Origin of the sequence: Xanthomonas sp. CFBP 7698 (genome assembly GCF_003600855.1) — a bacterium.
Classification (GTDB): domain Bacteria; phylum Pseudomonadota; class Gammaproteobacteria; order Xanthomonadales; family Xanthomonadaceae; genus Xanthomonas; species Xanthomonas cannabis.
Genome location: NZ_PRDN01000007.1, coordinates 51,874 through 75,875, shown reverse-complemented (window position 1 = coordinate 75,875; position 24,002 = coordinate 51,874). Strand labels below are relative to the sequence as shown.

Sequence of the window (24,002 nt, the reverse complement as noted above, 5' to 3'; positions counted from 1 at the left end):
ATTCCGAGTGGCGAGCCGCGCATCGGCCGTACCGCCTCGGTGACACCCACCAAGCCGGGACAGCCCGCTGGCCGTCGTGCAGTCGCACGGCGCAGGACGAGGCACGCGTCGCCTCCCGGCACCCTGCGGCGATCAGCGCGCCAGTTGCCGCTTCAGCCAGGCACTGCGGGTGGCCGGGGTTTCGGCCAGTAAGGCCTCGCGCAGGCCATCGCGCTCCTGCGGCGGCGTGCGTTGTGCCAGCACCGCCAGCTGCTCCAGCTGGCCGGCATCCAGGTTGCGCAGGACCGCCAGCACACGCTCGCGCTGCGCCACCGGCACATAGCCGATCAGCGGCTGCAGCTGCGGGTAGAACGCCCCCAGCTGCGAGCCCAGACGCCAGCCGTCGCGGTGCAGGCGGTCCATCGCAGTGAACTGGGTCCGCAGCGCACGCTGCTGGTCGTCGGGCAGCCCATGCAGGCGCTCGCGCGCCTGCCGCAGCACCACCTTGTCGGTGGCGGTCAGATCCTTCCAGGCCGCGTAGCGCGCGCGCAGGTCGGCCTGTTGTGCCGGGGTCAGCGCCGCCCAACGGGCCCGTTGCTGCGCAGCGCTGGGCGCGGCCGGGGCAGCCGCAGCACTGCCTTCGTCCAGTGCTGCGGGCAAGGCCTGCGCACAGGCAATGCCAGTCATCGCCAGCATCAACAGGCCGGACCACTTATTGATCGTCATCGACCGTCTCCAGTGGTGCAGAAGGCAGCTCGGCAGCGGTGGCATGCGCGCCGGACTCGTCCTTGGGAACCGGGTGGCCGGCGGCGTACCAGGCATAGAAGTCCGCCGAGCGCGCCAGCTCCAGGTCCGGGTCGGCCAGCATGGCCTGATCGCGCGGGTCCGGGCCGGCGGCCGCGGCGGAGTCCGGCAGGTCGGCGGCCGGAAGCTCCTCCACCAAGACTGGCGCGGCGTCGGTCACGTGGAGCACGCCGGCGGGCGCCTGCGAGACCGGCTCGGGCGGCAGCGCCGGCCGGCGATGCGTCCACCACCAGCCCACCACCGCCAGCAGCAGGGCCAGTGCCAGCACGCCCAGGCCGATGCCGGCGTGGCGGCGGGTGACCTGCGGCCAACGCCACGACCGCTGTGCGCGCACACGCGACGGGCGCTCCACTGCTGGTGCGGTTTGTACCGGTGTGGCCGGGGGCTGCAACGGCACCCCGGCCAGGGCCGCATCGCGCAACTGGCTGAGCCGGGTCAGCTGGGCTGGACCGAGCTCGCGCAGTTCCTGCTGGGCCGCTTCCGCCAATACCCGCCAGGCCTGCGCGTCCGGGTTGCCGGCCGCATCGCGCGGGCAGGCCCGTGCCAGCGACTGCCGGTAGTCGGCCGCCGCGATGCCCTGCACCTCGCTGGCGGCATCTTCTTCCAGCCCGGCCACGATCCGCAGCAACAGCGCCAGGCGGTCGGTCGTCTGCATCCGGCCCAGCGCGGTGAACGGCGGCAGCCAGGTACCGGGCATGGGTTCGCGGCGCAGCGGCGGCGCGGTGGCCAGCAGGCTCCAGAAGCGCATCGGCCAGCCAGCCATCGGGCGTCCCGCCGCCTGGCTGCTGAAGGCGCGCAAGGCGGCGGCCAGCGCCCGCTCGGCGGCGGCCACGTCGCCGCATTGCAACTGCGCCAGCACCAGACCCCGGCGTTCCACGCCCCGCAGGAAGGCTGACAGCGCGGCAGGTGTCACGGGGGCGTCGGGAACTACGGTCATGTGAACTCCAGCATCGGCCGGCATGATACCGACGCAGGTCCGCCACGCCGACCGCTTGACAGATCGCGCCGCCGTTGCTCTGGTCGCGACCGCTGGTCACGCACGTTGTGCACAGCGGCAGGCATACCGATACGCCCCCGTCTGTCAACTGTTGTTTTTTCTTTGTTGCAATCGTGTTTCACGCCTAAGTGATTGATCCATATTGAATTTCACCGGATGGCGAAAAAATGTCCAAGAAGTTGCCAAGGCAAGTGAATCCGCCTTCACGGCGTGGAGCACGCGGTTAATTCACAGGTTTATCCACAGGCAGTGTGGATAAACCCGTTTCCTCAGTCCTCACATAGGTTTACGTCGTATTTATCACTTGGGTCACAGAAAGACGCTGCAAGTGATCACGCGGCCTTCACGCCCCAAATTGCGCAGGACAGGTCCACTGGACACAGTCGGTAGACTTGGCGGATGCCTTCGACTGTGCCCACCTTGCGCGTCGCCCTGCCGGTGCCGCTGCCCCAGCTGTTCGATTACCTGCCCCCGGCCGACGTGCCGGGCGCCGATCCGGCGCGGGTCGGTTGCCGGCTGCGCGTGCCGTTCGGCTCGCGCGAGCTGATCGGAGTGGTGGTGGAAATCGGCCGGCAGCCGTCGGCCGAGGGCCTGCGCCCGGCACTGGCCTGGTGCGACGACACGCCACTGCTGGTGGATGAACTGGCTCGCTCGCTGCAGTGGCTGGCCCGCTATACCCATGCCCCGCTCGGCGAGGCTCAGGCCAGCGCCCTGCCCGGCCCGCTGCGCCGCGGCGAGCCCCTGGCCGACACCCACGCCTGGGCCTGGCAGCTGACCGAGGCCGGGCACACCGCCGCCACCAGCCTGCGCGCCGGAAGCCGGCCTGCATTGCTGGCCGGCCTGCTGCAAGCCGGCGCCGTGGGCGAAGAGCAGCTGGACCCGTTGCTGCCGCAGTGGCGCGAGGCCGCCCGCAGCCTGGCCAAACGTGAGCTTGCCGAACGCGTGGCAGTGCCGGCCAATGCCATCCCGGCCCGCCCCGGCAGCGGGCCGGCGCTCAACGACGAACAACAGGCCGCCGCCGCCGCGATCCGCGCGCACAGCGGCTTTGCCACCTACCTGCTCGACGGCGTGACCGGCAGCGGCAAGACCGAGGTCTACCTGCAGGCGATCGCCGACTGCCTGGCCGCCGGCAAGCAGGCGCTGGTGCTGGTGCCGGAAATCGGCCTGACCCCGCAGACGCTGGGCCGTTTCCGCGCGCGCCTGGGCGTGCCGGTGCACGCGCTGCACTCGGGGCTCTCCGATGGCGAACGCGCCCGCGTCTGGGCTGCGGCCTGGCGCGGCGAGGCCAAGCTGATCGTGGGTACCCGCTCGGCGGTGTTCACCCCGCTACCCAATGCCGGCCTGATCGTGATCGACGAAGAACACGACGGCAGCTACAAGCAGCAGGACGGCATCCGCTACCACGCCCGCGATTTCGCCCTGGTGCGCGGCAAGGCGCTGGACGTGCCGGTGATCCTGGGCAGCGCCACCCCCTCGCTGGAAAGCCTGCACAACGCCTATTCCGGCCGCTACCAGCACCTGCGGCTGTCGCGGCGTGCCGGCGAGGCGCGCCCACCGCGGGTCCGGGTGCTGGACGTGCGCAAGCGCCCGCTCAAGGACGGATTGTCGCCAGAGGTGCTGGCTGGCATCGGCGCCACCCTGGCGCGTGGCGAGCAGGTGCTGGTGTTCAAGAACCGCCGCGGCTATGCACCGGTGCTGCTGTGCCACGACTGCGGCTGGACCGCCGCCTGCCAGCGCTGCAGCACGCCGCTGCACCAGACGCCCATGACCGTGCATGCCGGCGGCCGCCGCCTGCAATGCCACCACTGTGGCGCGCGCCAACCCGCACCGCTGGCCTGTCCGGCCTGCGCCAGCCTGGCGCTGCAGCCGCAGGGCATCGGCACCGAGCGGCTGGAAGAGCGCCTGACAGAGGCCTTCCCGGATGTGCCGGTGGTGCGCATCGACCGCAGCACGACCCAGCGCCGCGACGCACTGGAGACCCAGCTCGCCCGGCTCGGCAGCGACGCCGGCATCCTGGTCGGCACCCAGATCCTGGCCAAGGGCCACGACCTGCCGCGGTTGACCATGGTGGTGGTGGTCGGCATCGACGAAGGCCTGTTCTCGGCCGACTTCCGTGCCGCCGAAAAGTTGTCCCAGCAGCTGATCCAGGTGGCAGGGCGTGCCGGACGCGCCGACCGCCCCGGCGAGGTCTGGCTGCAGACCCATCACCCCGAACACCCCTTGCTGCAGACCCTGGTCAACGGCGGCTACCACGCCTTTGCCGATGCCGAACTGCAGCAGCGCGAAGCGGCCGGATTTCCACCGTTTGCGCATCTGGCGCTGTTCCGCGCCGAAGCCAAGGATGTCGCCGCCGCCAATCAGTTCCTGCTGGCGGTACGCGGGCTGACCGCCGACGAGAGCTCGGCGCAGTCGCCGGCGGTTGCGGCCGTGGAATGCTATGGCCCGATGCCTGCCCCGATGCCGCGCCGCGCCGGGTTCCAGCGCACCCAGTTGCTGCTGTCCGCACAGCAACGCTCGGCGCTGCACCGGTTGCTCGACACCCAGTTGCCGGCGATCTACGCACTCCCGCAGGCGCGCCGCGTGCGCTGGTCGCTGGATGTGGATCCGATCGATTTGTATTAGTGCAGCGCGCGGCATCAGCCAGACCGACGTTGCGCGGTGTCCCCCAGGTTTCGTAGGAGCGCACCTGGGCGCGATGTGGCGTTACTGGAGAAGGCCCTCGCGCACAAGTGCGCTCCTACAGACAACGCGAGCTACCTGGCGCGCGATGTACAAGGCCCACGTACTGGAGCGACGTGTGGGTCGGCGTGTGCTGCCTGCCATGCACCACGCTGGCCTGAGCGCGGACCCGAACTCAGGTCAGCGCCGTCATCACGCCACGCTGGTAGGCCGGCCGCGCACGCAAGCGCTGGTACCACGCCTGCAGATACGGCAGCGCGGGTCGCTCGATCGGCATTTCGAACCAGGCGTAGATGAAACTGCCCAACGGAATGTCGCCCATCGCGAAGCGCTCGCCAGACAGATACGGCTGCTGCGCCAACGCCGCATCGGCACGTGTCAGCAGTTCGCCCGATTGCGCCAGTGCCGCGGCGATACGTGTGGCATCGCGCTCGGCCTCCGGTGTGCGCAATACCCCCCAGAACAAATCACGAAACACACTGGCAAACGTCGATGTAGTCCAGTCCATCCAGCGGTCGCCCAGCGCGCGCTCGGCTGGTGATTGCGGGTACAACGCCGGTGCGTACTGCGCAGCCAGGTAGCGCACGATCGCATTGGATTCCCATAACACCAGCGTGCCGTCCTGCAAGGTCGGCACCACGCCATTCGGGTTCAATGCGCGATACGCCGGCGTGTCGTTACCGCCGAATGCACCGCCCACCTCGATCGAGGTATAGGCCACGCCGGCTTCTTCCGCGCACCACAACACCTTGCGCACATTGCTTGAATTCCGACGTCCCCAAATCGTGATGGCGGGAATCGCGGCGGCGGGCGCATTTGCGTCATGCGTCATGCTCAGCCCCCTGCTGCAGGTTTGGCTGGCGCGCGCGCCGGGCGCTTGGCAGCAGCCGCCGGTTGCGCCGTCGCAGTGGAGGGCTGCGGCGGTTTGCCGCGCCCACCCTTGGGCGTATCGCGCACCCACAGTGCCTGCTCGTCCTGCTTGATTTCGAACAGGCCGATCGCGCGCACCAGGTCGCTGAGTTTGCGGTAGCCGTAATTGCGTGGATCGAACGAGGCCTGGTTGGCGACCTGCTTGCCCACCGCGCTCAGCAGCGCCCAGCCATCGTCTTCGCAAGCGCTGACGATCGCATTGCGCAGCATCTGCACCAGCCGCGTGTCGCTGCGCAATGCAGTGGCGTCCTTGCGGCCGGCCGCGCTGTCGCTGGCGGCCGCAGCCTGCTCGCCCAGCGCTTCGACATAGGTGAACTTGGAACACGCATTGACGAACGGCGCCGGGGTTTTCTGCTCGCCAAAGCCATAGACCTTCATGCCGTCGGTCAGCAGGCGCATCACCAATGGGGTGAAATCGGCATCGCTGGAGACGATCGCAAAGCCGTCCAGATTGCGTGCATACAACAGGTCCATCGCATCGATCACCATCGCCATGTCCGAGGCGTTCTTGCCGGAGCTGTAGGCAAATTGCTGGATCGGCCGGATCGCGTAATCGTGCAATGCCGCTTCCCAGCCTTTCAGGTGCGGGCTCTTCCAGTTGCCGTAGGCACGGCGCACGTTGGCCACGCCATAGCGTGCCACTTCTGCCAGCACCACATCGATCTTGCCCGCCGGCGCGTTGTCGGCATCGATCAGCAAGGCGATCCGCTTGTCGGGATTGTCGGTCATGCTCATGGCTCCACTGTTGTCTCAGGGGCGGTGTCGAATGCGGGATCGGTGTCCATTTCTGATGGGGTATCCGGCGTCTCAATGTCCGTAGTCGCTGCCGCAGGCAAGGTGTACTCGGTGCCATCGCGCAAGGTGAGCAGCCCCTCGCTGAGAATCTCCTGATCGGCACCGGCACTGACCCAGGTCGCCGCGACGCGACCAGCGCCGCGATCGCCTTCCACGTCGAAGACGAACTCTTCGCCACCCGCTGCCATTCCGGTGCGCAGCAGATCCACGCGCATGCTGCGGATCTGCCCGATGTGTTCCTGCACCACGGCGTCTTCCTGCAGCGCAGTGCGCGCCTGGTCGGCAAACATCGACCAGCCGGTGCCGACCAGCCACAGCCCCGCAGCAAGCACCACCATCCCGAACACGCTCGCACAGGCCAGGATGCCGATCAGGCCGATGGCCACGCCACTGCGTGGCTGTCTGACCGCAGCCGCAGGAGCAATGTTTGCTGCTGCGCTGTGCGCCGGGGCAGGCGGCAGCGGTGGCAAGGGCGGTGGCAGTGAAGACATGCAATGACCGTCGGCGGCAGATGCGACATGATGCCGCAGGCGTGCGACGCCCACGCGTCATGTTCATTGGCGATTTGGCATGCTGTCGCGCCCGCGTCGCACTCCATCGGACCTGACGATGACCTCTTCCCCCTCTCCCGCTCCCCTGCATCTGGTCGTGGTCGGCGGCGGTTTCGCCGGCTTGTGGGCGACCCGTGCGCTCGACGACCCCGGCATCCGCATCACCCTGATCGATCGGCAGAACCACCATCTGTTCCAGCCGCTGTTGTATCAGGTGGCCACCGCCGGCCTGTCGGCACCGGACATCGCCGCGCCGCTGCGGCACATCCTGCGCGAGCAGCGCAATGTCGAGGTGCTGCTCGGCGACGTCGCAGAGATTGCGCCGACCCGCCGGGAAGTGGTGCTCGCCGATGGCACGTCGCTGGGCTACGACATGTTGCTGCTGGCCACCGGCGCCACACATGCCTATTTCGGCAACGACCAGTGGGCCGAACACGCGCCCGGCCTGAAGACCCTGTACGACGCGCTGGTCCTGCGCCGCAAGCTGCTGCTCGCCTTCGAGCGCGCCGAGGCCGAATCCGACCCCGCGGCGCGCGCCGCCTGGCTGAGCTTCGCAGTCGTCGGTGGTGGCCCGACCGGGGTCGAGCTGGCCGGCACCCTGGCCGAGATCGCCCGCCACACGCTCAAGAACGAATTCCGCCATATCGATCCACGTCAGGCACGGGTGCGCCTGGTCGAAGCCGGCCCGCGCGTGCTGCCCTCGTTTCCGGAGGATCTCACCGACAAGGCGCGCAAACAGCTTGAGCGGCTGGGGGTGGAGGTGCACACCGGCACGCCAGTCAGCCATATCGATGCGCTGGGCTATCGGCTCGGCGACACCTTCGTGCCGGCGCGCACCGTGGTGTGGGCGGCCGGCGTCGCCGCCTCGCCGCTGGCGCGCACGCTCGGCGTGCCACTGGATCGCGCCGGGCGCGTGCTGGTTGAGCCGGACCTGAGCGTGCCCGGCCATCCGGAGATCTTTGTCGGCGGCGACCTGGCGTCGGTGCAGCAGGGTGGCCGCCCGGTACCGGGTGTGGCACCGGCGGCCAAGCAGATGGGCAAGCACATCGCCAAGGCCATCCGCGCACGCCAGCGCGGCCAGGCCGCCGCCGCCTTCCGCTATCAGGACTTCGGCAACCTGGCCACCATCGGCCGCATGGCCGCCATCGTGCATGTCGGCAAGCTCAAGCTGTCCGGCATCGTCGCGTGGTGGTTCTGGCTGGCCGCGCACGTCTACTTCCTGATCGGCTTCCGCAACCGTTTCGTGGTGCTGGTGAACTGGGCAATGGCGTACTGGAGCTACCAGCGCGCCGCGCGCATCATCTTCGGCGGCGCCACCGACGACCCGCCGCCCAGCAGCAAGGACGGATGACAGCGCCACAGGCCGTGCGCGATGCTGTGCGGCCTGATGCGACGACCTGACCGTGGCAACTGTCCTGTTCCTGCTGGATCTGCTTGGCACCTTCGTGTTCGCCCTGAGCGGTGCGACCGTGGCGGTGCGCAACCGCCTCGATCTGTTCGGCGTGCTGGTGCTGTCCTGCGCGGCGGCGGTGTCCGGTGGCATCGTGCGCGACGTGCTGATCGGCGCCACCCCGCCGGCTGCGCTAGTGCAGCCGCAGTATTTGCTGGTCGCCTGTCTGGCCGGCGTTGCCGGGTTTTACTGGCACGCAGCGGTGGAGCGGCTGCGCAACCCGGTGCAGATTTTCGACGCGGCCGGGCTGGCGTTGTTTGCGGTCTACGGCACCAGCAAGGCGCTGGACTATCAGCTCAGCCCGCTCAGTGCCACGCTGCTGGGCATGCTCAGCGGCATCGGCGGCGGCATTGCGCGCGATCTGTTGGTCGCACGCACGCCAGTGGTGCTGCAGGCCGAGTTGTACGCCGTCGCCGCGCTCGCCGGTGGCGGTCTGGTGGCCATCGGCCATGTGCTCGGCGTGCCGCAGGCCTGGTCGCTGGCGATCGGCGCCGGCGTGTGTTTCGGACTGCGCTTCATGGCGATCCGCTACGGCTGGCATCTGCCGGTGGCACGCCTGCCCGACTGACACATTGTCGCGCAGGCGTGATCCTGGCAGCGGCGTCAGACGGCTGCTCGCACCCGCAGACACCCCAACGCAAACGGCCCGGATAACCGGGCCGTTTGTGCGACATGAACTGCGGAAGCAAAAGATCAGGCGACGAACAGCGCCTTCATCTTCTTCAGCGCGTTCGCCTCGATCTGGCGAATCCGCTCGGCCGACACGCCGTACTCGTCGGCCAGCTCCTGCAGCGTCACCTTGGATTCGGAATCCAGCCAGCGACGCTTGACGATGTCGCGCGAGCGCGTGTCCAGACCGGCCATGCCTTCGCGCAGCAACTGCAGCTGGTTGTCTTCGCTGTCGTGCCGCTCGTAGGCCTGCGACGGATCTTCGTCGTTGGCCACCAGGTAGCTCACCGGCGACGGCGGACCGTGGTCATCGTCTTCGTCGGAGGACGCGTCGAAACCGATATCGCGACCGGACAGACGCGACTCCATCTCCATCACTTCCCGTTCGGAGACGTTCAGGTCCTTGGCGACCGCTGTCACCTCGGAGGCATTGAGCCAGCCCAGGCGGGTCTTGGACTTGCGCAGGTTGAAGAACAGCTTGCGCTGCGCCTTGGTCGTGGCGACCTTGACGATGCGCCAGTTCTTCAAGATGAACTCGTGCATTTCGGCACGGATCCAATGCACTGCGAAGCTGACCAGGCGCACGCCCATGTCCGGGTCGAAGCGCTTGACCGCCTTCATCAGGCCGATATTGCCTTCCTGGATCAGGTCGCCCAGCGGCAGGCCGTAGCCGTTGTAGCCGCGGGCCACGTGCACCACGAAGCGCAGGTGGGAATGGACCAGTTCGCGCGCGGCGTCCAGATCGAGCTCGTCGCGGAAGCGGCGGGCCAGATTCTGCTCCTCATCGACCGACAGCACCGGGATCTGGTGCACGGCACCGATGTAGGCGTCCAGCGAACCGAGCGCACTGGGAATCGGGAGATTGTTTGCCACGAGGGCAGTCGAAGTAGTCTGGTTCATAGGCACCATCTTAGCAGTCGAACTATTGGACTGCCGGGTATAGAAAGAGTTCCCAGCGTTCCATTTATAGGACGTTCGGGCTTCCATGCTTGCCGGCGTTCTACCGTACAGCTCCCCGAATTCTGACGCCAAACTAGCACTCCATGCCTGCGCAGACCGTGACAAAACGCGCGACGACGCGGCGCCCGGCCCGGGCTGTTCAGCCGCCGGCCGACGTTGTGCCCAACCCGTCGCGCGGAGGCAACGACCAGTCGATCGGAGGGAGACCCCGGCGCTGCAGATGCTCGTTGGTCTTGGAGAAATGCTTGCAGCCCAGAAAACCGCGATGCGCCGACAACGGCGACGGGTGCGGCGCCTTGAACACCCGATGCCGCGCCTGGTCGATGACCTTGCCCTTGGACTGCGCGTAGCTGCCCCAGAGCAGGAACACCAGGCCTTCGCGCTCGCGGTTGAGGGTCTCCACCACATGGTCGGTGAAGCCTTCCCAGCCCTTGTTCTGGTGTGCACCCGCCCGGCCCTGCTCCACCGTCAGCACCGCGTTGAGCAGCAGCACACCGCGGCGCGCCCACGGCATCAGATAGCCATGGTCCGGGCGCGGGATGCCCAGATCGTCCTGGATCTCCTTATAGATGTTGAGCAGCGACGGCGGCACCGGCACGCCGGGCAACACCGAAAAGCACAGCCCATGCGCCTGGCCTTCGCCGTGGTACGGGTCCTGCCCCAGGATCACCACCTTGACCTGATCGAACGGGGTCGCGTCGAAGGCGGCAAAGATCTGCGGCCCTGGCGGAAACACCCGCGCCCCGGCCGCCTTGCGCTGGCGCAGGAAGGCCGACAGCTCCTGCATCTCCGGGCGCAGCAGCCAATCGCCCACCTTTGCCTTCCACGACGGTTCCAGCTGGATGCGCCCTTCCACTTCACTCATAGCGTGACGGCCTGATCCTCAAGTCGCGCCAGGCGCAGCTGGAACAACACCTTGGTCACCAGCAAGCGCTCCTCGATGGGCTTTTGCACCAAGTCATTGGCGCCGGCGCGCAGCAGTTCGGACTGGTTGCGCGGATTGGTGTCGCCGGTCATCACCAGCACCGGCAGGCGGCGCTTGCCGTAGGCGAAATCGATGCGGATACGTTCGACCACATCGCGGCCGTTGAGCTCGCCTTTCAGGGTCACGTCGGTCAGCACCACGTCGATACGACGCTCGGTCCGGCCCAGCGATTCGGCGGTCAGCAGCGCAAAGGCATCTTCGGCGGTCAATACATGCACCACCTTCAGGCTCTGGCGCTCGAGCATGCGCTTGGTCGCCTCGGCCACCACGCGGCTGTCTTCGATATAGAGCACGGTCGCGCCGACCACCGGCTCGGGCTGCACATAGCCACGGATGAAGGTAGCCAGGGCCTCATGGCCCAGCGCCTTGTCGAAATAGTCGGTGACGTATTCGGTGAAGCGGCGCTCGACCAGGTGCTGCTGCGCATCGCCGGACACCACGATGACCGGCACATACGCCTGCCCGGCCGCTTCGCGCACGCTGCGCGCCAGGGCCAGGCCATCGCCATCGGGCAGCGACAGCGAGGTCGTCACCAGATCCACTGCGCCGGCTTCCAGCGCATCGCGCGCTTCGGCGATGCTGGCGCAGCCAATCACCTGCACGTTTTGCAGCTCGCGCGTGAGCACGTCGGCAATGAGCTTGCGCACCAGTTTCGAACCATCGACGACCATCACGCGCGGTGCGTCGCTGATCAGGTGTTTGAGATCTGGTGGATGCATGGCAGGCCTCAGGTCTCGGTGGGACGGGTCTGGCGAAGGAAATGGCCGGTCACCAGCCAGGCGCCCAGCCAGCCCAGCACCAGGGTGCCGATGAGCACCATCACAGAATGCAGCAGATCCAGCCCGTGCAGCGTAAACGAACTGCCATAGCTGTCGGCCAGGGTCGCCAGCGGCGCACGCAACGCCAGGCCCGAAGCGGCAATCAGCGCAAGCGCCACGGCGCCAGCGCCCAGCCCGTACCACGCGCCCAGGTACAGGAACGGGCGACGGATGAAGCCATCGCTGGCGCCGAGCAGCTGCAGCACGCCGATCTCTTCGCGCCGCGACTGGATGTCCAGCCGCACGGTGTTGCCGACCACCAGCACCGCACCGATGCCAAGCAGGGCCGACAGCACCTGTACCAGGCGCTCGCCGAAGTGCAGCCAGCCATCCAGGCGCTTGCGCCACAGCGCGTCGTGCTGCACTTGGTCGGTTTGCGGCAGGGCCTGCAGTGCGCCGGCCAGTTGCGCGTCGTCGGCCGTGTCGGCAGGCGTGACGATCAGCAGCGTGGGCAGCGGGTTTTCGCCCAGCGCTTCGGCAGCTTCATCGAGCTTGGCGCTCTCACGCAACTCGGCCAGGCCCTGTTCGGGGGTGCGCAGCGTGACCTGCGCCACATCCGGGCGGGCTCGCAGCTCGGTGGCCAGCGCCTGCGCAGCCTCGGCCGCGACATCGACCTTCAGGAACAGATTGATCTCGCGCGATTGCTGCACGCTGCCGGCCAGCAGCTTGACGTTGTCCAGCGCGATCGACAGCCCCAGCGGCAAGGCCAGCGCCAAGGCCATCACCACGATGGTCAGCAGCGTGGCCCACGGCTTGCGCATGGCGCGGCCCAGGCTGAAGGCGATGCTGTGCAGATGGTGGTCGATCCAGACGCCGAAGCGCGACGGTGCCACCGCTTCGGTATTGGCAAGCTTGCTCATTCGGCCAGGTCCTGCGGCGAGATGTCGTCGACCAGGCGGCCGTGGTCCAGGATCAGCACGCGCTTGCGCATCTGCTTGAGCAGCGCCAGGTCGTGGCTGACCACCAGCACGCTGGTGCCGCGCGCAGGAAGCTCGGCAAACAATTGCATGATTTCGGCCGCCAGCGCCGGGTCGAGATTGCCGGTGGGCTCGTCGGCCACCAGCAGGCGCGGTTCGCCGACGATGGCGCGGGCGATGCCCACGCGTTGCTGCTCGCCCGCCGACAATTGCGATGGCAGGGCTTTTTCGCGATGGGCCAGGCCGATGCGTTCCAGCGCCGAGCGCACGCGCTTGCCGATCTCGGCGCGGCGGGTGCCGCGCAGGATCAACGGCAACGCCACGTTCTCGGCAATGCTGCGGTCGTTGAGCAGACGGTGGTCCTGGTAGACCGCACCCACCTGACGCCGATGCAGCGGAATCTGCCGGCCGCGCACCTTGAGCAGGTTGCGCTCACCCAGCAACACCGCGCCCTGGCTGGGCCGCTCGCTGAGGTGGATCAATTTGAGCAAGGTACTTTTGCCGGCGCCGGAGTGGCCGGTCACGAACAGCATCTCGCCATCGGCCACCTCGAAGCTGACATCAGTCAGCGCCTGGTGGCCCCCGGCGTAGTGCTTGCTGACGTTGTCGAAACGCAGAACGGTCATCCGGCGATTATGCCGGAGCGCCCGTGCCTGCGTCGCATCGCCGCGTAACGGCGATGCGACTGCAGCGAAGCGATCGTCAGTTGCCCGAGACCAGCGACCGCAGGCGGCGACCGATGCGGCTCAGCAGCGACGGGCTGCCGCCCGGCTTGGCTGCGGCGCGCACTGGCTTGGCGACCACCTGGGTGGGCTTGCGCGGGGCAGCAGGTGCGGGCACCGGCGTGGACGCGACCGGCTCGGCACCGTCGACCGGACGGCCGTTGCGACGACGACGACGCTTGCGCGGTGCACGCTCGGCATCGGCCGCGATGGTGGACGGCGCGTCCACCGCTGCAGCGGCAACCACCGGTGTTTCGCTCGGTGCAGCCGTGGCAGGCGCCTGCCCTTCCACACGCGGCTTGCGGCGCGGACGCGGCTTGCCGTCGGCACCGGCGCTGGCGCCATCGCGGCGCCCGCCACCACTGCCGCTGCGCGAACCGCCGCCGGGACCACTGCGCCCGCCACCGCGACGCTGTTCTTCGGCGGCACGCTGCTCGCGCGCTTCGCGGAAGATCGTGCCCACGCTGTCGCCAGCGTCGTCGTCGGCCTCTTCGCCTTCCACCGGCACGCGTGCTGCACGCGGCAGCGGGGTCAACAGCTCGGTGGTCACCGGCTCGACCGGGATCTTCTGCTCGATGTAGGCCTCGATATCCGGCAGGCTCATCGCATAGCGCTCACAGGCGAAGCTGATCGCATCGCCTTCTTCGCCCAGACGCGCGGTGCGGCCGATACGGTGCACGTAGTCTTCGGCGTCGAACGGCAGGTCGTAGTTGTAGACGTACTTGACCCCGTCGATATGCAGGCCGCGCGCGGCCACGTCGGTGGCGACCAGGATTTCGAGCTGGCCCTTCTGGAAGCGGTTGAGCAGCGACTCGCGCTTCTTCTGCGGCACATCGCCCGACAGCACACCAACGCGGTAGCCATGGCGCTCCAGGGTGCGCGCCACGCGCTCGACGAACGCCTTGGTGTTGACGAACACCATGGTGCGCGCGCCTTCGCTACGCGACAGCAGACCCAACAGCAGCGTCTGCTTCTCTTCGTCGGACGGGAAGTAGATGCGCTGGCGCACCCGCGCAGCGGTGATGGTCTCGGTCTCGACGACGAGCTTTTCCGGCTCGTTCATGTGCTCGTAGGCCAGCTCCAGCACACGGTGGCTGAGTGTGGCCGAGAACAACAGCGTCTGACGGGTGCCGCGCTCGGGCATGCGCCGCAGCAGGAAGCGGATGTCCTTGATGAAGCCCAGGTCGAACATGCGGTCGGCTTCGTCCAGCACGCAGATCTCGCAGGCATGCAGCGAGACCACCTTGTGCTGCTTGACGTAGTCGATCAGCCGGCCCGGCGTGGCGATGATCACATCCACGCCCTGCTGCAGCAGCTCGCGCTGCTTGTCGTAATCCACTCCGCCGTAGACCAGCGCAAAGCGCAGCCCCAGGTCGGCGCCGAACTTGACTGCGTCTTTATGGATCTGGATCGCCAGCTCGCGGGTGGGCGCCAGGATCAGCGCGCGCGGGTCTTCCGGCTTGCGGTCGGCCAGCGCCGGGCGGATCAGCAGGCGGTTCATCACCGCCACCAGGAACGCCAGAGTCTTGCCGGTGCCGGTCTGGGCCTGGCCGGCGACATCGCCGCCCGGCAGCGCGACCGGCAGGGTCAGCGCCTGGATCGGGGTACAGCGGGTAAATCCGGCGCTCTCCAGCCCGGCGATCAGCGCCGGATGCAGGTCGAACGAGGAAAAGGTCAAATCGGTCAGCGGTTTGTCGCTCATTATTCCGTCTTCGTAAGGCGCCCTGGGCAGCCCGGGCGCGGCTTGCATCGATGCCGACAGCGTCGCAAACTGCGGCAGTTGTGGCGGACAGCGCGGCTTCAGGACTGACACTTGATTCAGTCGCGCAATGCCCCAGTTTAACGCAATGTGGCGGCCTGCCCGATCGGGTGGGCCGTTTGGTTTCCAGGAGACCCAACGTGAGCGACAAGGTTCAACATGTCGGCGATGCCGACTTCGAGACAGCTGTACTGCAATCCGGCGAACCGGTCCTGGTGGATTTCTGGGCCGAATGGTGTGGCCCGTGCAAGATGATCGCACCGGTGCTGGACGATCTGGCCGATACATACCAGGGTCGGCTCAAGGTTGCCAAGGTCAACGTGGACCAGAACCGCGCCCTGGCCATCAAGTACCACGTGCGCTCGATCCCGATGCTGTTGCTGTTCAAGGACGGAGAAGTCCAGGCCAGCCAGATCGGGGCGGTTGGCAAGGGCCAGCTGACCCAGATGATCGACAAGACCCTGGGCGGCGCGGCCGCCTGAGTGAGCGGGCGTCCAGCGATGGGCGCCTGCCGTGGTAGGCCGGCAGTTAAATCCGGCCAAGGCCGATGCTTGCGCGGTTGCGCGCCGCGGTGATAGTGTCAGTTGGTCCGGCACACGTTCGTGCGCCGCCGTACCCCTCTAGAACCCTCTTCTAGACTCCCATCTACCAATAGTTCGCCCCCCAGCCGGGCGCTCGCACCTTAGCGAGGAATCACGCACTTGTCCGATCATCCTTCCTCCGATACCGGGAGCAGCGTCGACGCTCCCGTCGAGAAGCGCGTGCGCAAGCCGCGCGCGAGCAAGACCGCCGTCGCCCATGACGATGCCGGCGCGCAGCAGCCCAACCTGCCCTTGCCCGCCAGCCCCGCACCCGACGCGCCACGCCCTCCGCAGGCACCGTCGCCCGCTGCCGAATCGGCACCGGCGCAGACGTCCGGCGATGGCGCAGGCACCAGCAGCGCTTCCAGCGCCAGCCAGGGCAGCGACAGCCACGGCGAGCCCCGCGAGGGCGGCCAGTCGCAGCAGCAGCGCTTCAATCAGGCGCAGCAACAGCAGAACCAGAATCAGGCGCAAAACCAGGGCCAGAACCAGAACCAGGGCCAGAACCAGGGCCAGAACCAGGGCCAAGGTCAGAATCAGGGCGGCCAGAATCAGCAGGGCAATCGCCGCGACCGGTTCCGCAACCGTCGCGACCGCGGTCCGCGCGACCGCTTCGGCAATGAAGGCGGTGGCATGCCGTCCTCCGATGGTAGCAACGAGCCCTTCATCGCGCGTCCGCATCCGGCCGTACCGGAAGGCTTCCCCGTCTATTCGCTGAGCGACCTCAAGCGGATGCCGGCGCAGAAGCTGCTGGATATCGCCGACCAGCTCAACATCCAGGAAGGCGTGGCGCGCGCGCGCAAGCAGGACGTGATCTTCGCCCTGCTCAAGGTGCTGACCCGTCATGGCGAAGGCGTTGCCGCCGATGGCGTGCTGGAAATCCTGCCTGACGGCTTCGGTTTCCTGCGTGCGGCCGAAGCCAGCTACCTGGCCGGCCCGGACGATACCTATATCTCGCCCAGCCAGATCCGCCGTTTCAACCTGCGCACCGGCGACCATCTGTCCGGCCGCATTCGTTTCCCGAAGGATGGCGAGCGCTATTTCGCGCTGTCGATCGTGGACACCATCAACGGTGAGCCGCTGGAAGCGAGCAAGAACAAGGTCCTGTTCGAGAACCTGACTCCGCTGTTCCCGCGTCGTCGTTTCCGGCTGGAGCGTGGCGACGGGTCCACCGAGGACATCACCGGCCGCATCCTGGATCTGATGGCGCCGCAGGGCAAGGGTCAGCGCGCGCTGATCGTGTCCCCGCCCAAGGCCGGCAAGACGATGATGATGCAGCAGGTGGCCACGGCCATCACCACCAATCATCCCGAAGTGCACATGATCGTGCTGCTGATCGACGAGCGCCCGGAAGAAGTGACCGAGATGCAGCGCACCGTGCGCGGCGAGGTCATCTCCTCCACCTTCGACGAGCCGGCTGCGCGTCACGTGCAGGTTGCCGAGATGGTGATCGAGCGGGCCAAGCGCCTGGTCGAGCACAAGAAGGACGTGGTGATCCTGCTGGACTCCATCACCCGCCTGGCGCGCGCCTATAACAACGTGGTGCCCAGCTCCGGCAAGGTGCTCACCGGTGGTGTGGACGCCAATGCGTTGCACCGGCCCAAGCGCTTCTTCGGTGCGGCACGTAACGTGGAAGAAGGCGGCTCGCTGACCATCATCGCCACGGCGCTGGTGGAAACCGGCAGCAAGATGGACGAGGTGATCTACGAAGAGTTCAAGGGCACCGGCAACAGCGAAGTGCATCTGAACCGCCGTATCACCGAAAAGCGCGTGTACCCGGCGATCGACATCAACCGCTCGGGCACGCGCCGCGAAGACCTGCTGATCGAGCCGGAGCTGCTGCAGAAGATCTGGATCCTGCGCAAGCTGCTGCACCCGATGGACGAAATCGCGGCGATGGAATTCCTGCTGGACAAGATGAAGACCACCAAGTCCAACGACGAGTTCTTCAGCTCGATGAAGCGCTGAGTCCGGTCTGCGTCAACGAGAAAAAAGCCCCGCATTGCGGGGCTTTTTTGTGGGTGTGAGGCGACTGTCGCGCAGTCTTTGCCTCGTCCCTCAGTTACTTTCAACTTCCTTGCAGCGGTGTTACCAAGCGAACACCTTCTCCGCGTGCGGAGAACAATCCACTGCCAGGCAGCGCATCCGGACTGTCGCTCGCTGCTGACGGACTGGACTGCTCGTGCCAGGGCGCCGGCTGACGCGGGCCCGGCAGATAGGATTGCCATTTTTTGGCTTGCTTCGCAGCGACCGGATTACTTGGCCAGGGATGGATGTCGAACGTGACCGGAACCCGCATGACCCAGTACGGCGCGTCGGCCTCGGCGCCCTGAGTCGGCGGTACAAATGTCCAGCCTCGCGCCTTGGCGATTGCGACATCGGCAAACGCCTTGCGCCAGCGTGGGCGCTTTGATTCCGGCGCCAGCGTGGTCAGGTTGACCTGCTCTGCGACCAGATCCTCGACTTTGCCATCACGCCCGATCTTGAGCAACAGATAGACCACACCGGTCGCACCTTCTCGAAACGCATGCTCAGGGTAGGCGGGCGGCGGCATGTCCTTGGCGGTGACGCTGGCCGCACCTTGCTCCTGGCTGCCGAAATGCGCGCTGCGGATCGATACCGCATAGGTGTTGTTTTCACCAGGCTTGGCAACCAGCAGCAGATTCATCGGTAGCTGTGTTGGCAAGGCGCTTCCGTCGTCTTTCACAGGGTCAAAGCGCCAGGACGTGATCGACTGTTTGACGCGCTCGCGAACGACTGGCGGCAACGTTGCTTCATCGGTAAGTTTTACTGCGGTAACAGTGCCATCCGGGGTCAGCGTCAGTTCGCCCGCGACATTCATGCTGGCCTCCATCTGCGCCTGCATTTGCGCGGCGCTGGGACGCGCCTGCACGCCGCTGACACTCGCCATTGCCAACAACATCCCCAGACCCAGGCATTGCTTCCACTGCATGACCGCACTCCATCCTTATTGAGTTCTCGTTGTACCAGCTTGGTGCATACGCGTAAATCGTCAGGCGAGCCTGCGCGACTCCGCATACGGCGGCGTGTCCGGGTAATCGTCTTCGCGCAGCCGGGCCTGCAGGTTGCGCCACCATTGCGGGTCGAACAGCTCGGGGTGGATTTGCTTGACCGCTTCCAATTGCGAGGGGGGCAAGCCCATGAACAAGGCGAAACGTTCGGGGAAGACGTCGCGCGGGCCGACGTGGAACCAGGGCTCGGCGGCCATCTGTTCTTCGTAGGTGGTGGGTGCAGGCCAGTCGCGGAACGTGCATTCGGTGATCAGGCACAGCTCGTCGTAGTCATAGAACACCGCGCGCTGGTGCCGGGTGATGCCGAAGTTCTTCAGCAGCATGTCGCCGGGAAAGATGTTGTTGCGCGCCATGTCCTTGATCGCCTGGCCGTAGTCCAGTGCGGCCGCATGCGCGGCCTCGGGCAGCTGTTCGCGCAGGTACAGATTGAGCGGGCGCAGGCGCCGTTGCACGTAGCACAGCGCGATCAGCACATCGTCGCCATCTTCGCTCAGGCTCATCGCGCAGCTGGTCTGCAGCTCTTGCAGCAGCGCCGGTGAAAAGCGCGACCTGGGAAACCGCAGGAACCGGTAAGGCTGTGCGTCGAGCAGGCGGCCGATGCGATCGAGCTGGAACACCAGCTCGTATTTGCCTTCCACCTGCGCGCGGCTCATGGTCTTGGGATAGGCAAAGCGGTCGCGAATGAGCTTGAACACCAGCGGATAACTGGGCAGCGTAAACACGACCATGACCATGCCGGGCGTGCCGTCGGCATGCACCAGCTGCTCCGACGGCTGCGCCTGGAAATGGCTGAAGAACGTGCGATAGCGCTCGGTCTTGCCCTGCTTGGCACGGCCCAGCATCGTGTACAGCTCGTCGACCGGCTTGTGGGTGAGCAGGCTGCGCAGGAACACCACCGCATCGCCTACCGTCGACAGGTCGGCCTGGAAATAGCTGCGCGAATTGCTGAACAATTGCGCGACATCGCTGCGCCGGGTCAGCACCGCTTCGGCGCGCAGGCCGGCATCGTCGTTGATCAAGGCGATCACGCACGGCGAAAAGCGATGCTCGCCGAAGACGCGCCCGACCAGATAGGCGCGGCGCTCGCGATAAAACACGGTCTCCAGCAGCTCCACGCTGCGTACCGGATGCTCGCCCCAGTGCGCAAGATCGTCGAGCAGGCGCACCGCAATCGCAGCAGCGCAGCGGGTGCGATGCGCATACGGCACGGCGAATGCGTAGTCGCCCAGCACCCGCACCAGCATGTCGGTCAAGCGGCCTGGCGAGACCGCATAGGTGTGCCGAGCCACAGGCACGGTAATGGCATCGGTGGGCTCGATATCCAGCGCAATGAACTCGATATCGGCGTCCACGCCATGGGTGCCGAAGTAGCGGCGGGTCAGGGTGTTGTAGAAGGTCTTGTACAACTCCTGATCGATCAACCCGCTCAGCAACGCGGCGTAATGATCGCGCGCGCGCATCCACAGCGCACGGTCGTGCGCCTGGCCCAGCAGTACTGCACGCAGACGCAGCATGCATTCGGCGATGTATTGATCGTAGAGCGCGATGCGTGCAACTGCGTCGTCGCGCGCGCCGCTCCAATCGCGTGTTTCGAACCGCTGTTTGGCGCGTGCGGTGATCTCTGAAAACCGCGCGTGATAGTCCTCGAATGCTTCATACACGGCCTGGGCGATCGCCAGCGCGCGGCGCTCGGATTGCGGCGGCAACGGTGGGTGGCTCATGGTTGCACTGTCCTCGCGCGCTTGCGGCCACGCGCGGCAGGTGGCACGGCAGTGGCCTGTTGCGCGTGCGCGGCGTGTTCGCGCGCCTGGCCCTGTAGCCACGTACGAAATGCAAGAAACCCGCCATGCGTACTGGAACGCGGCGGATACACCAGGTAATGCGACCAACTGGTCTTGAGCCGTTGCGTGGACAGCGCCACCAGTTGGCCGGACGCCAGCAACAGGCGCGCACGCGTCACGCGGCCCAAGGCAACGCCGACGCCATCCAGCGCAGCACGGTGATGCGCCTCGGATTCGTCGAGCACGGCGACATAGCGCCGCGGCGCATCACCGCCGAACGCGGCAAACCAGCGCAACCAGGCATCATCCGGGTCGCCCAGCAATGGCCAGTGGTGCAATGGCGGCGCCTCCACGCCGCCCATGCGCGCGATCAGCGCCGGGCTTGCCATCGGCACCAGCCATTCGTCGAACAAGGGTTCGGCGATGACGCCCGCCCATTGCCCGGCACCGATGCGCATGGCGGCGTCCACCTGCTGCTGGCGTTCGAAATCCACCAGTCGCTCGCTCGACAGCAGGTTGATTTCGATGGTGGGATGGACCGCCAGGAATTCGCCCAGCCGCGGCACCAGCCAGGCCGACGCCATCGACGGCGTGATACTGAGCGTCAGCGTATCTTCGCGGCGCGCACCGAAGGGCTCGAACGCTTCGGCAATCGCATCCAGATGCGGTGCGATGCGATCGAGCAACTGCTGCCCCTGCGGTGTAGCGGTGACGCCACGCGCATGCCGCTGCAGCAGTGGATACCCCAGCCGTTGTTCAAGCGCGCGCATCTGATGACTGAGCGCGCTGACGGTGAGATGCATTGCGCTTGCGGCGCGCGACAGGTTGCCCAGGCGCACCGCGCTGACGAAACCCTGCAATGCGTGAAGCGGAGGACGCGCCATGGCCAACCCTTGAATAGGATTCAACACTCACTTGCAAAAGCATCGCTTTTACGCCCCCTAGCCTGCACCTACTGTGGGTTTCACTCAAGTGGAGGCCAGGGCATGCGCATCTTTACCGACTTGTTGTTCCAGCACGGCCACATTGCCGACGCGGCGCTCGCTCGATGCCTGGCAGAAGCCGACGCGCCAGTTGAATCGGCTGAATCGGTTGAGTCCGTGGAATCAACGACGCCCCTCGCGCCGACAGTGCAAGGCGCCCAGCTGACGGCCGAAGCACGCCAGCGCCTCCGGCGCGAACGGCGCATGGCGCGGCTCAGCCGACGCCTGCTTCGGGCCATGACGGCGCTGTCGCCATTCCGTTGAAACGACAAAGCCCGCCTCTGACGAGACGGGCCTTGATGGCAGCGTGCTCCGCACCGACAGGCGGTGCGGGGACTCAGGCCTTCAGCGTCGCCAGCACATCATTGAAGGTCTTGCTCGGGCGCATCGCTTCGCTGACCTTGGCCAGGTCCGGATGGTAATAACCGCCGATGTCCACCGGCTTGCCCTGCGCGCCGTTGAGCTCGGCCACGATGGTGGCTTCGTTCTCGGTCAGGGCCTTGGCCAGCGGTACGAACTTGGCCTGCAATGCGGTGTCTTCGGTCTGTGCGGCCAGGGCCTGCGCCCAGTACATCGCCAGATAGAAGTGGCTGCCGCGGTTGTCGAGCTCGCCCACCTTGCGTGCCGGCGACTTGTTGTTGTCCAGGAACTGCCCGTTGGCCACATCCAGCGCCTTGGCCAACACCGTAGCCGACGGATTGTCGTAGCGATTGCCCAGGTGTTCGAGCGAGGCCGCGAGCGCCAGGAACTCACCCAGCGAATCCCAGCGCAGGCAGTTCTCTTCGACGAACTGCTGCACATGCTTGGGTGCCGAGCCACCGGCGCCGGTTTCGAACAGGCCACCACCGGCCATCAACGGCACGATGGAGAGCATCTTGGCGCTGGTGCCCAGTTCCATGATCGGGAACAGGTCGGTGAGGTAATCGCGCAGCACGTTGCCGGTGACGGAGATGGTGTCCTGGCCCTTGCGGATGCGCTGCAACGAGAAGGTGGTCGCTTCCACCGGCGGCAGGATGCGGATATCCAGGCCGTTGGTGTCGTGATCCTTCAGGTAGGTCTCGACCTTGGCGATCACCTGCGCGTCGTGCGAGCGGGCCTTGTCCAGCCAGAACACGGCCGGCGTGTCGCTCAGACGTGCGCGCTCCACGGCCAGCTTCACCCAGTCCTGGATTGGCGCGTCCTTGACCTGGCACATGCGCCACAGATCGCCAGCCTCCACTGCATGTTCGAACACCGTCTCGCCATTGCCATCGGTGACCTTGACCGTGCCGGCAGCAGCGATCTGGAAGGTCTTGTCGTGCGAGCCGTATTCTTCGGCCTTCTGCGCCATCAACCCCACGTTGGGCACCGAGCCCATGGTGGCCGGATCGAACGCGCCGTGCGCCTTGCAGTCGTCGATCACCGCCTGATACACGCCGGCGTAGCAACGATCCGGGATCACCGCCTTGGTGTCCTGCAGCTTGCCGTCGGCATTCCACATCTGGCCGGAATCGCGAATCATCGCCGGCATCGATGCGTCGACGATCACGTCGCTGGGCACATGCAGGTTGGTGATGCCCTTGTCCGAATTGACCATCGCCAGGCCTGGGCGCTGTGCGTATTCGGCCTGGATATCGGCTTTGATCTGCGCCTGCTGGTCTTCCGGCAGCGTGCCGATGCGTGCGTACAGATCGCCGATGCCGTTGTTGGGATCGAAGCCGACCGACTTCAGCGCATCGGCATGCTTGCTCAGCGTGTCCTTGTAGAACTCGCCGACCACCACGCCGAACAGCACCGGGTCGGAGACCTTCATCATGGTGGCTTTCAGATGTACCGAGAACAGCACGTTCCTGGCCTTGGCATCGGCAATCTGCGCATCGATGAAGCTGGCCAGCGCGCGCTTGCTCAACACGGCGGCATCGACGATCTCGCCGGCCTTGACCGCCACCTTGTCTTTCAGCACGGTGCTGCTGCCATCGGCAGCGACGAGCTCGATCTTCAGGCTGCCGGCCTCGGACAGCGTGGCGGACTGCTCGCTGCCGAAGAAGTCGCCATCGTCCATGTGCGCCACGTGAGATTTGGACTCGCCACTCCACTTGCCCATGCGGTGCGGATGCTTGCGGGCATAGTTCTTCACCGACAGCGGTGCGCGGCGGTCGGAATTGCCTTCGCGCAGCACCGGATTCACCGCGCTGCCCTTGACCTTGTCGTAGCGCGCCTTGATGTCTTTTTCCGCGGCATCCTTGGGCTCGTCCGGATACGCCGGCAGTTCATAGCCCTGCCCTTGCAGTTCCTTGATCGCGGCCTTGAGCTGCGGCACCGACGCGCTGATGTTGGGCAGCTTGATGATGTTGGCTTCCGGCGTGGTGGCCAGTTCGCCGAGCTCGGCGAGGTCGTCGGCGATTTTCTGCTGCTCGCTCAGGTGCTCGGGAAACAGCGCCAGGATGCGACCTGCCAGCGAGATGTCGCGCGTCTCGACCACGATCCCGGCGGTGTCGGTGTAGGCATCGATGATCGGCAGCAGCGACTGCGTGGCCAGGAAGGGAGCTTCGTCAGTGAGCGTGTAGAGGATCTTCGGTGTCTTCGACATGAGGTGCGATGGCTCTTGTGGTCGGGAGGAGCGCCGACGTC

21 protein-coding genes are annotated in these 24,002 nt (G+C 66.5%); 6 read left to right on the top strand and 15 right to left on the bottom strand.

Going from position 1 to position 24,002, the window contains the following annotated elements; genetic code table 11:
• Positions 1 to 132: 132 nt before the first annotated feature.
• A complete protein-coding gene (locus XnspCFBP7698_RS19770; RefSeq protein WP_104581297.1) occupies positions 133 to 705 on the bottom strand; it encodes a DUF3106 domain-containing protein in 573 nt (190 codons plus the stop codon).
• Positions 692 to 1,720: a hypothetical protein gene (locus XnspCFBP7698_RS19765; protein ID WP_104581296.1), complete on the bottom strand. Its 1,029-nt coding sequence runs from the start codon at positions 1,718 to 1,720 to the stop codon at positions 692 to 694. Before XnspCFBP7698_RS19765 ends, XnspCFBP7698_RS19770 begins: the two co-directional genes overlap by 14 nt.
• Positions 1,721 to 2,179: 459 nt before the next feature.
• Here XnspCFBP7698_RS19765 and XnspCFBP7698_RS19760 point away from each other — a divergent pair, with 459 nt between their 5' ends.
• Positions 2,180 to 4,402, top strand: coding sequence for a primosomal protein N' (locus tag XnspCFBP7698_RS19760; RefSeq protein WP_104581295.1), 2,223 nt, complete (start codon positions 2,180 to 2,182; stop codon positions 4,400 to 4,402).
• Between the two features lie 232 nt (positions 4,403 to 4,634).
• On the opposite strand, the gene XnspCFBP7698_RS19755 is transcribed toward XnspCFBP7698_RS19760, so the two are convergent.
• From XnspCFBP7698_RS19755 to XnspCFBP7698_RS19745, 3 genes are read right to left on the bottom strand one after another with little or no spacing between them, the layout of a single operon-like run.
• Entirely contained in the window at positions 4,635 to 5,258 is a 624-nt protein-coding gene (locus XnspCFBP7698_RS19755; RefSeq protein ID WP_304480440.1) for a glutathione S-transferase, read from the bottom strand.
• Positions 5,259 to 5,293: 35 nt separating this feature from the next.
• Positions 5,294 to 6,124 (bottom strand): NYN domain-containing protein, encoded by an 831-nt coding sequence (locus XnspCFBP7698_RS19750; protein ID WP_146093262.1) that lies wholly within the window; start codon positions 6,122 to 6,124, stop codon positions 5,294 to 5,296.
• The gene (locus tag XnspCFBP7698_RS19745) at positions 6,121 to 6,675 is read right to left on the bottom strand and encodes a hypothetical protein (RefSeq protein ID WP_104581332.1); all 555 of its coding nucleotides are present in this window, start codon (positions 6,673 to 6,675) and stop codon (positions 6,121 to 6,123) included. Before XnspCFBP7698_RS19745 ends, XnspCFBP7698_RS19750 begins: the two co-directional genes overlap by 4 nt.
• Positions 6,676 to 6,793: 118 nt before the next feature.
• Here XnspCFBP7698_RS19745 and XnspCFBP7698_RS19740 point away from each other — a divergent pair, with 118 nt between their 5' ends.
• The gene (locus tag XnspCFBP7698_RS19740) at positions 6,794 to 8,086 is read left to right on the top strand and encodes an NAD(P)/FAD-dependent oxidoreductase (RefSeq protein ID WP_047694630.1); all 1,293 of its coding nucleotides are present in this window, start codon (positions 6,794 to 6,796) and stop codon (positions 8,084 to 8,086) included.
• A gap of 52 nt (positions 8,087 to 8,138) precedes the next feature.
• On the top strand, positions 8,139 to 8,753 hold the full coding sequence (locus XnspCFBP7698_RS19735; RefSeq protein ID WP_104581293.1) for a trimeric intracellular cation channel family protein: 615 nt from the start codon (positions 8,139 to 8,141) through the stop codon (positions 8,751 to 8,753).
• A 125-nt stretch (positions 8,754 to 8,878) separates the two neighbouring features.
• Here XnspCFBP7698_RS19735 and rpoH read toward each other — a convergent pair whose 3' ends face one another.
• The 6 genes from rpoH to rhlB form a co-directional block, all read right to left on the bottom strand.
• Positions 8,879 to 9,754, bottom strand: coding sequence for an RNA polymerase sigma factor RpoH (gene rpoH, locus XnspCFBP7698_RS19730; protein ID WP_039564933.1), 876 nt, complete (start codon positions 9,752 to 9,754; stop codon positions 8,879 to 8,881).
• A gap of 199 nt (positions 9,755 to 9,953) precedes the next feature.
• Positions 9,954 to 10,679 (bottom strand): uracil-DNA glycosylase, encoded by a 726-nt coding sequence (gene ung, locus XnspCFBP7698_RS19725; RefSeq protein WP_104581292.1) that lies wholly within the window; start codon positions 10,677 to 10,679, stop codon positions 9,954 to 9,956.
• Positions 10,676 to 11,518 (bottom strand): response regulator, encoded by an 843-nt coding sequence (locus XnspCFBP7698_RS19720; protein ID WP_039405267.1) that lies wholly within the window; start codon positions 11,516 to 11,518, stop codon positions 10,676 to 10,678. Before XnspCFBP7698_RS19720 ends, ung begins: the two co-directional genes overlap by 4 nt.
• Positions 11,519 to 11,526: 8 nt before the next feature.
• On the bottom strand, positions 11,527 to 12,477 hold the full coding sequence (gene ftsX / locus XnspCFBP7698_RS19715) for a permease-like cell division protein FtsX (RefSeq protein WP_047694624.1): 951 nt from the start codon (positions 12,475 to 12,477) through the stop codon (positions 11,527 to 11,529).
• Positions 12,474 to 13,160 (bottom strand): cell division ATP-binding protein FtsE, encoded by a 687-nt coding sequence (ftsE, locus tag XnspCFBP7698_RS19710; protein WP_003484499.1) that lies wholly within the window; start codon positions 13,158 to 13,160, stop codon positions 12,474 to 12,476. The genes ftsX and ftsE overlap by 4 nt, the downstream gene beginning before the upstream one ends.
• A 76-nt stretch (positions 13,161 to 13,236) precedes the next feature.
• Positions 13,237 to 14,958, bottom strand: a complete 1,722-nt coding sequence (rhlB, locus tag XnspCFBP7698_RS19705; protein WP_123137712.1) for an ATP-dependent RNA helicase RhlB — start codon at positions 14,956 to 14,958, stop codon at positions 13,237 to 13,239.
• 197 nt (positions 14,959 to 15,155) lie between these two features.
• On the opposite strand from rhlB, the gene trxA reads away from it, so the two are divergent.
• On the top strand, positions 15,156 to 15,497 hold the full coding sequence (trxA, locus tag XnspCFBP7698_RS19700; protein WP_039405310.1) for a thioredoxin TrxA: 342 nt from the start codon (positions 15,156 to 15,158) through the stop codon (positions 15,495 to 15,497).
• 219 nt (positions 15,498 to 15,716) lie between these two features.
• On the top strand, positions 15,717 to 17,564 hold the full coding sequence (rho, locus tag XnspCFBP7698_RS19695; protein ID WP_147423616.1) for a transcription termination factor Rho: 1,848 nt from the start codon (positions 15,717 to 15,719) through the stop codon (positions 17,562 to 17,564).
• A 100-nt stretch (positions 17,565 to 17,664) separates the two neighbouring features.
• Here the strand turns inward: rho and XnspCFBP7698_RS19690 are convergent, their stop codons facing one another.
• The 3 genes from XnspCFBP7698_RS19690 to XnspCFBP7698_RS19680 are packed head-to-tail and all read right to left on the bottom strand — an operon-like array spanning position 17,665 to position 21,293.
• On the bottom strand, positions 17,665 to 18,549 hold the full coding sequence (locus XnspCFBP7698_RS19690; RefSeq protein ID WP_104581290.1) for a hypothetical protein: 885 nt from the start codon (positions 18,547 to 18,549) through the stop codon (positions 17,665 to 17,667).
• A gap of 60 nt (positions 18,550 to 18,609) precedes the next feature.
• Positions 18,610 to 20,349 (bottom strand): bifunctional isocitrate dehydrogenase kinase/phosphatase, encoded by a 1,740-nt coding sequence (gene aceK, locus XnspCFBP7698_RS19685; RefSeq protein WP_047694618.1) that lies wholly within the window; start codon positions 20,347 to 20,349, stop codon positions 18,610 to 18,612.
• Positions 20,346 to 21,293: a LysR substrate-binding domain-containing protein gene (locus tag XnspCFBP7698_RS19680; RefSeq protein WP_123137711.1), complete on the bottom strand. Its 948-nt coding sequence runs from the start codon at positions 21,291 to 21,293 to the stop codon at positions 20,346 to 20,348. The genes aceK and XnspCFBP7698_RS19680 overlap by 4 nt, the downstream gene beginning before the upstream one ends.
• A 102-nt stretch (positions 21,294 to 21,395) precedes the next feature.
• On the opposite strand from XnspCFBP7698_RS19680, the gene XnspCFBP7698_RS19675 reads away from it, so the two are divergent.
• Positions 21,396 to 21,656: a hypothetical protein gene (locus XnspCFBP7698_RS19675; protein WP_123137710.1), complete on the top strand. Its 261-nt coding sequence runs from the start codon at positions 21,396 to 21,398 to the stop codon at positions 21,654 to 21,656.
• A gap of 73 nt (positions 21,657 to 21,729) precedes the next feature.
• On the opposite strand, the gene XnspCFBP7698_RS19670 is transcribed toward XnspCFBP7698_RS19675, so the two are convergent.
• Positions 21,730 to 23,961, bottom strand: coding sequence for an NADP-dependent isocitrate dehydrogenase (locus tag XnspCFBP7698_RS19670; RefSeq protein ID WP_123137709.1), 2,232 nt, complete (start codon positions 23,959 to 23,961; stop codon positions 21,730 to 21,732).
• Positions 23,962 to 24,002: the final 41 nt, after the last annotated feature.

Bases quoted from the DNA above. Each gene is read 5' to 3' on its own strand.
- XnspCFBP7698_RS19770 (WP_104581297.1), bottom strand. From the start codon at position 705: ATGACGATCAATAAGTGGTCCGGCCTGTTGATGCTGGCGATGACTGGC.
- XnspCFBP7698_RS19765 (WP_104581296.1), bottom strand. From the start codon at position 1,720: ATGACCGTAGTTCCCGACGCCCCCGTGACACCTGCCGCGCTGTCAGCC.
- XnspCFBP7698_RS19760 (WP_104581295.1), top strand. From the start codon at position 2,180: ATGCCTTCGACTGTGCCCACCTTGCGCGTCGCCCTGCCGGTGCCGCTG.
- XnspCFBP7698_RS19750 (WP_146093262.1), bottom strand. From the start codon at position 6,124: ATGAGCATGACCGACAATCCCGACAAGCGGATCGCCTTGCTGATCGAT.
- XnspCFBP7698_RS19745 (WP_104581332.1), bottom strand. From the start codon at position 6,675: ATGTCTTCACTGCCACCGCCCTTGCCACCGCTGCCGCCTGCCCCGGCG.
- XnspCFBP7698_RS19740 (WP_047694630.1), top strand. From the start codon at position 6,794: ATGACCTCTTCCCCCTCTCCCGCTCCCCTGCATCTGGTCGTGGTCGGC.
- rpoH (WP_039564933.1), bottom strand. From the start codon at position 9,754: ATGAACCAGACTACTTCGACTGCCCTCGTGGCAAACAATCTCCCGATT.
- ung (WP_104581292.1), bottom strand. From the start codon at position 10,679: ATGAGTGAAGTGGAAGGGCGCATCCAGCTGGAACCGTCGTGGAAGGCA.
- XnspCFBP7698_RS19720 (WP_039405267.1), bottom strand. From the start codon at position 11,518: ATGCATCCACCAGATCTCAAACACCTGATCAGCGACGCACCGCGCGTG.
- ftsX (WP_047694624.1), bottom strand. From the start codon at position 12,477: ATGAGCAAGCTTGCCAATACCGAAGCGGTGGCACCGTCGCGCTTCGGC.
- ftsE (WP_003484499.1), bottom strand. From the start codon at position 13,160: ATGACCGTTCTGCGTTTCGACAACGTCAGCAAGCACTACGCCGGGGGC.
- rhlB (WP_123137712.1), bottom strand. From the start codon at position 14,958: ATGAGCGACAAACCGCTGACCGATTTGACCTTTTCCTCGTTCGACCTG.
- XnspCFBP7698_RS19690 (WP_104581290.1), bottom strand. From the start codon at position 18,549: ATGCAGTGGAAGCAATGCCTGGGTCTGGGGATGTTGTTGGCAATGGCG.
- aceK (WP_047694618.1), bottom strand. From the start codon at position 20,349: ATGAGCCACCCACCGTTGCCGCCGCAATCCGAGCGCCGCGCGCTGGCG.
- XnspCFBP7698_RS19680 (WP_123137711.1), bottom strand. From the start codon at position 21,293: ATGGCGCGTCCTCCGCTTCACGCATTGCAGGGTTTCGTCAGCGCGGTG.
- XnspCFBP7698_RS19675 (WP_123137710.1), top strand. From the start codon at position 21,396: ATGCGCATCTTTACCGACTTGTTGTTCCAGCACGGCCACATTGCCGAC.
- XnspCFBP7698_RS19670 (WP_123137709.1), bottom strand. From the start codon at position 23,961: ATGTCGAAGACACCGAAGATCCTCTACACGCTCACTGACGAAGCTCCC.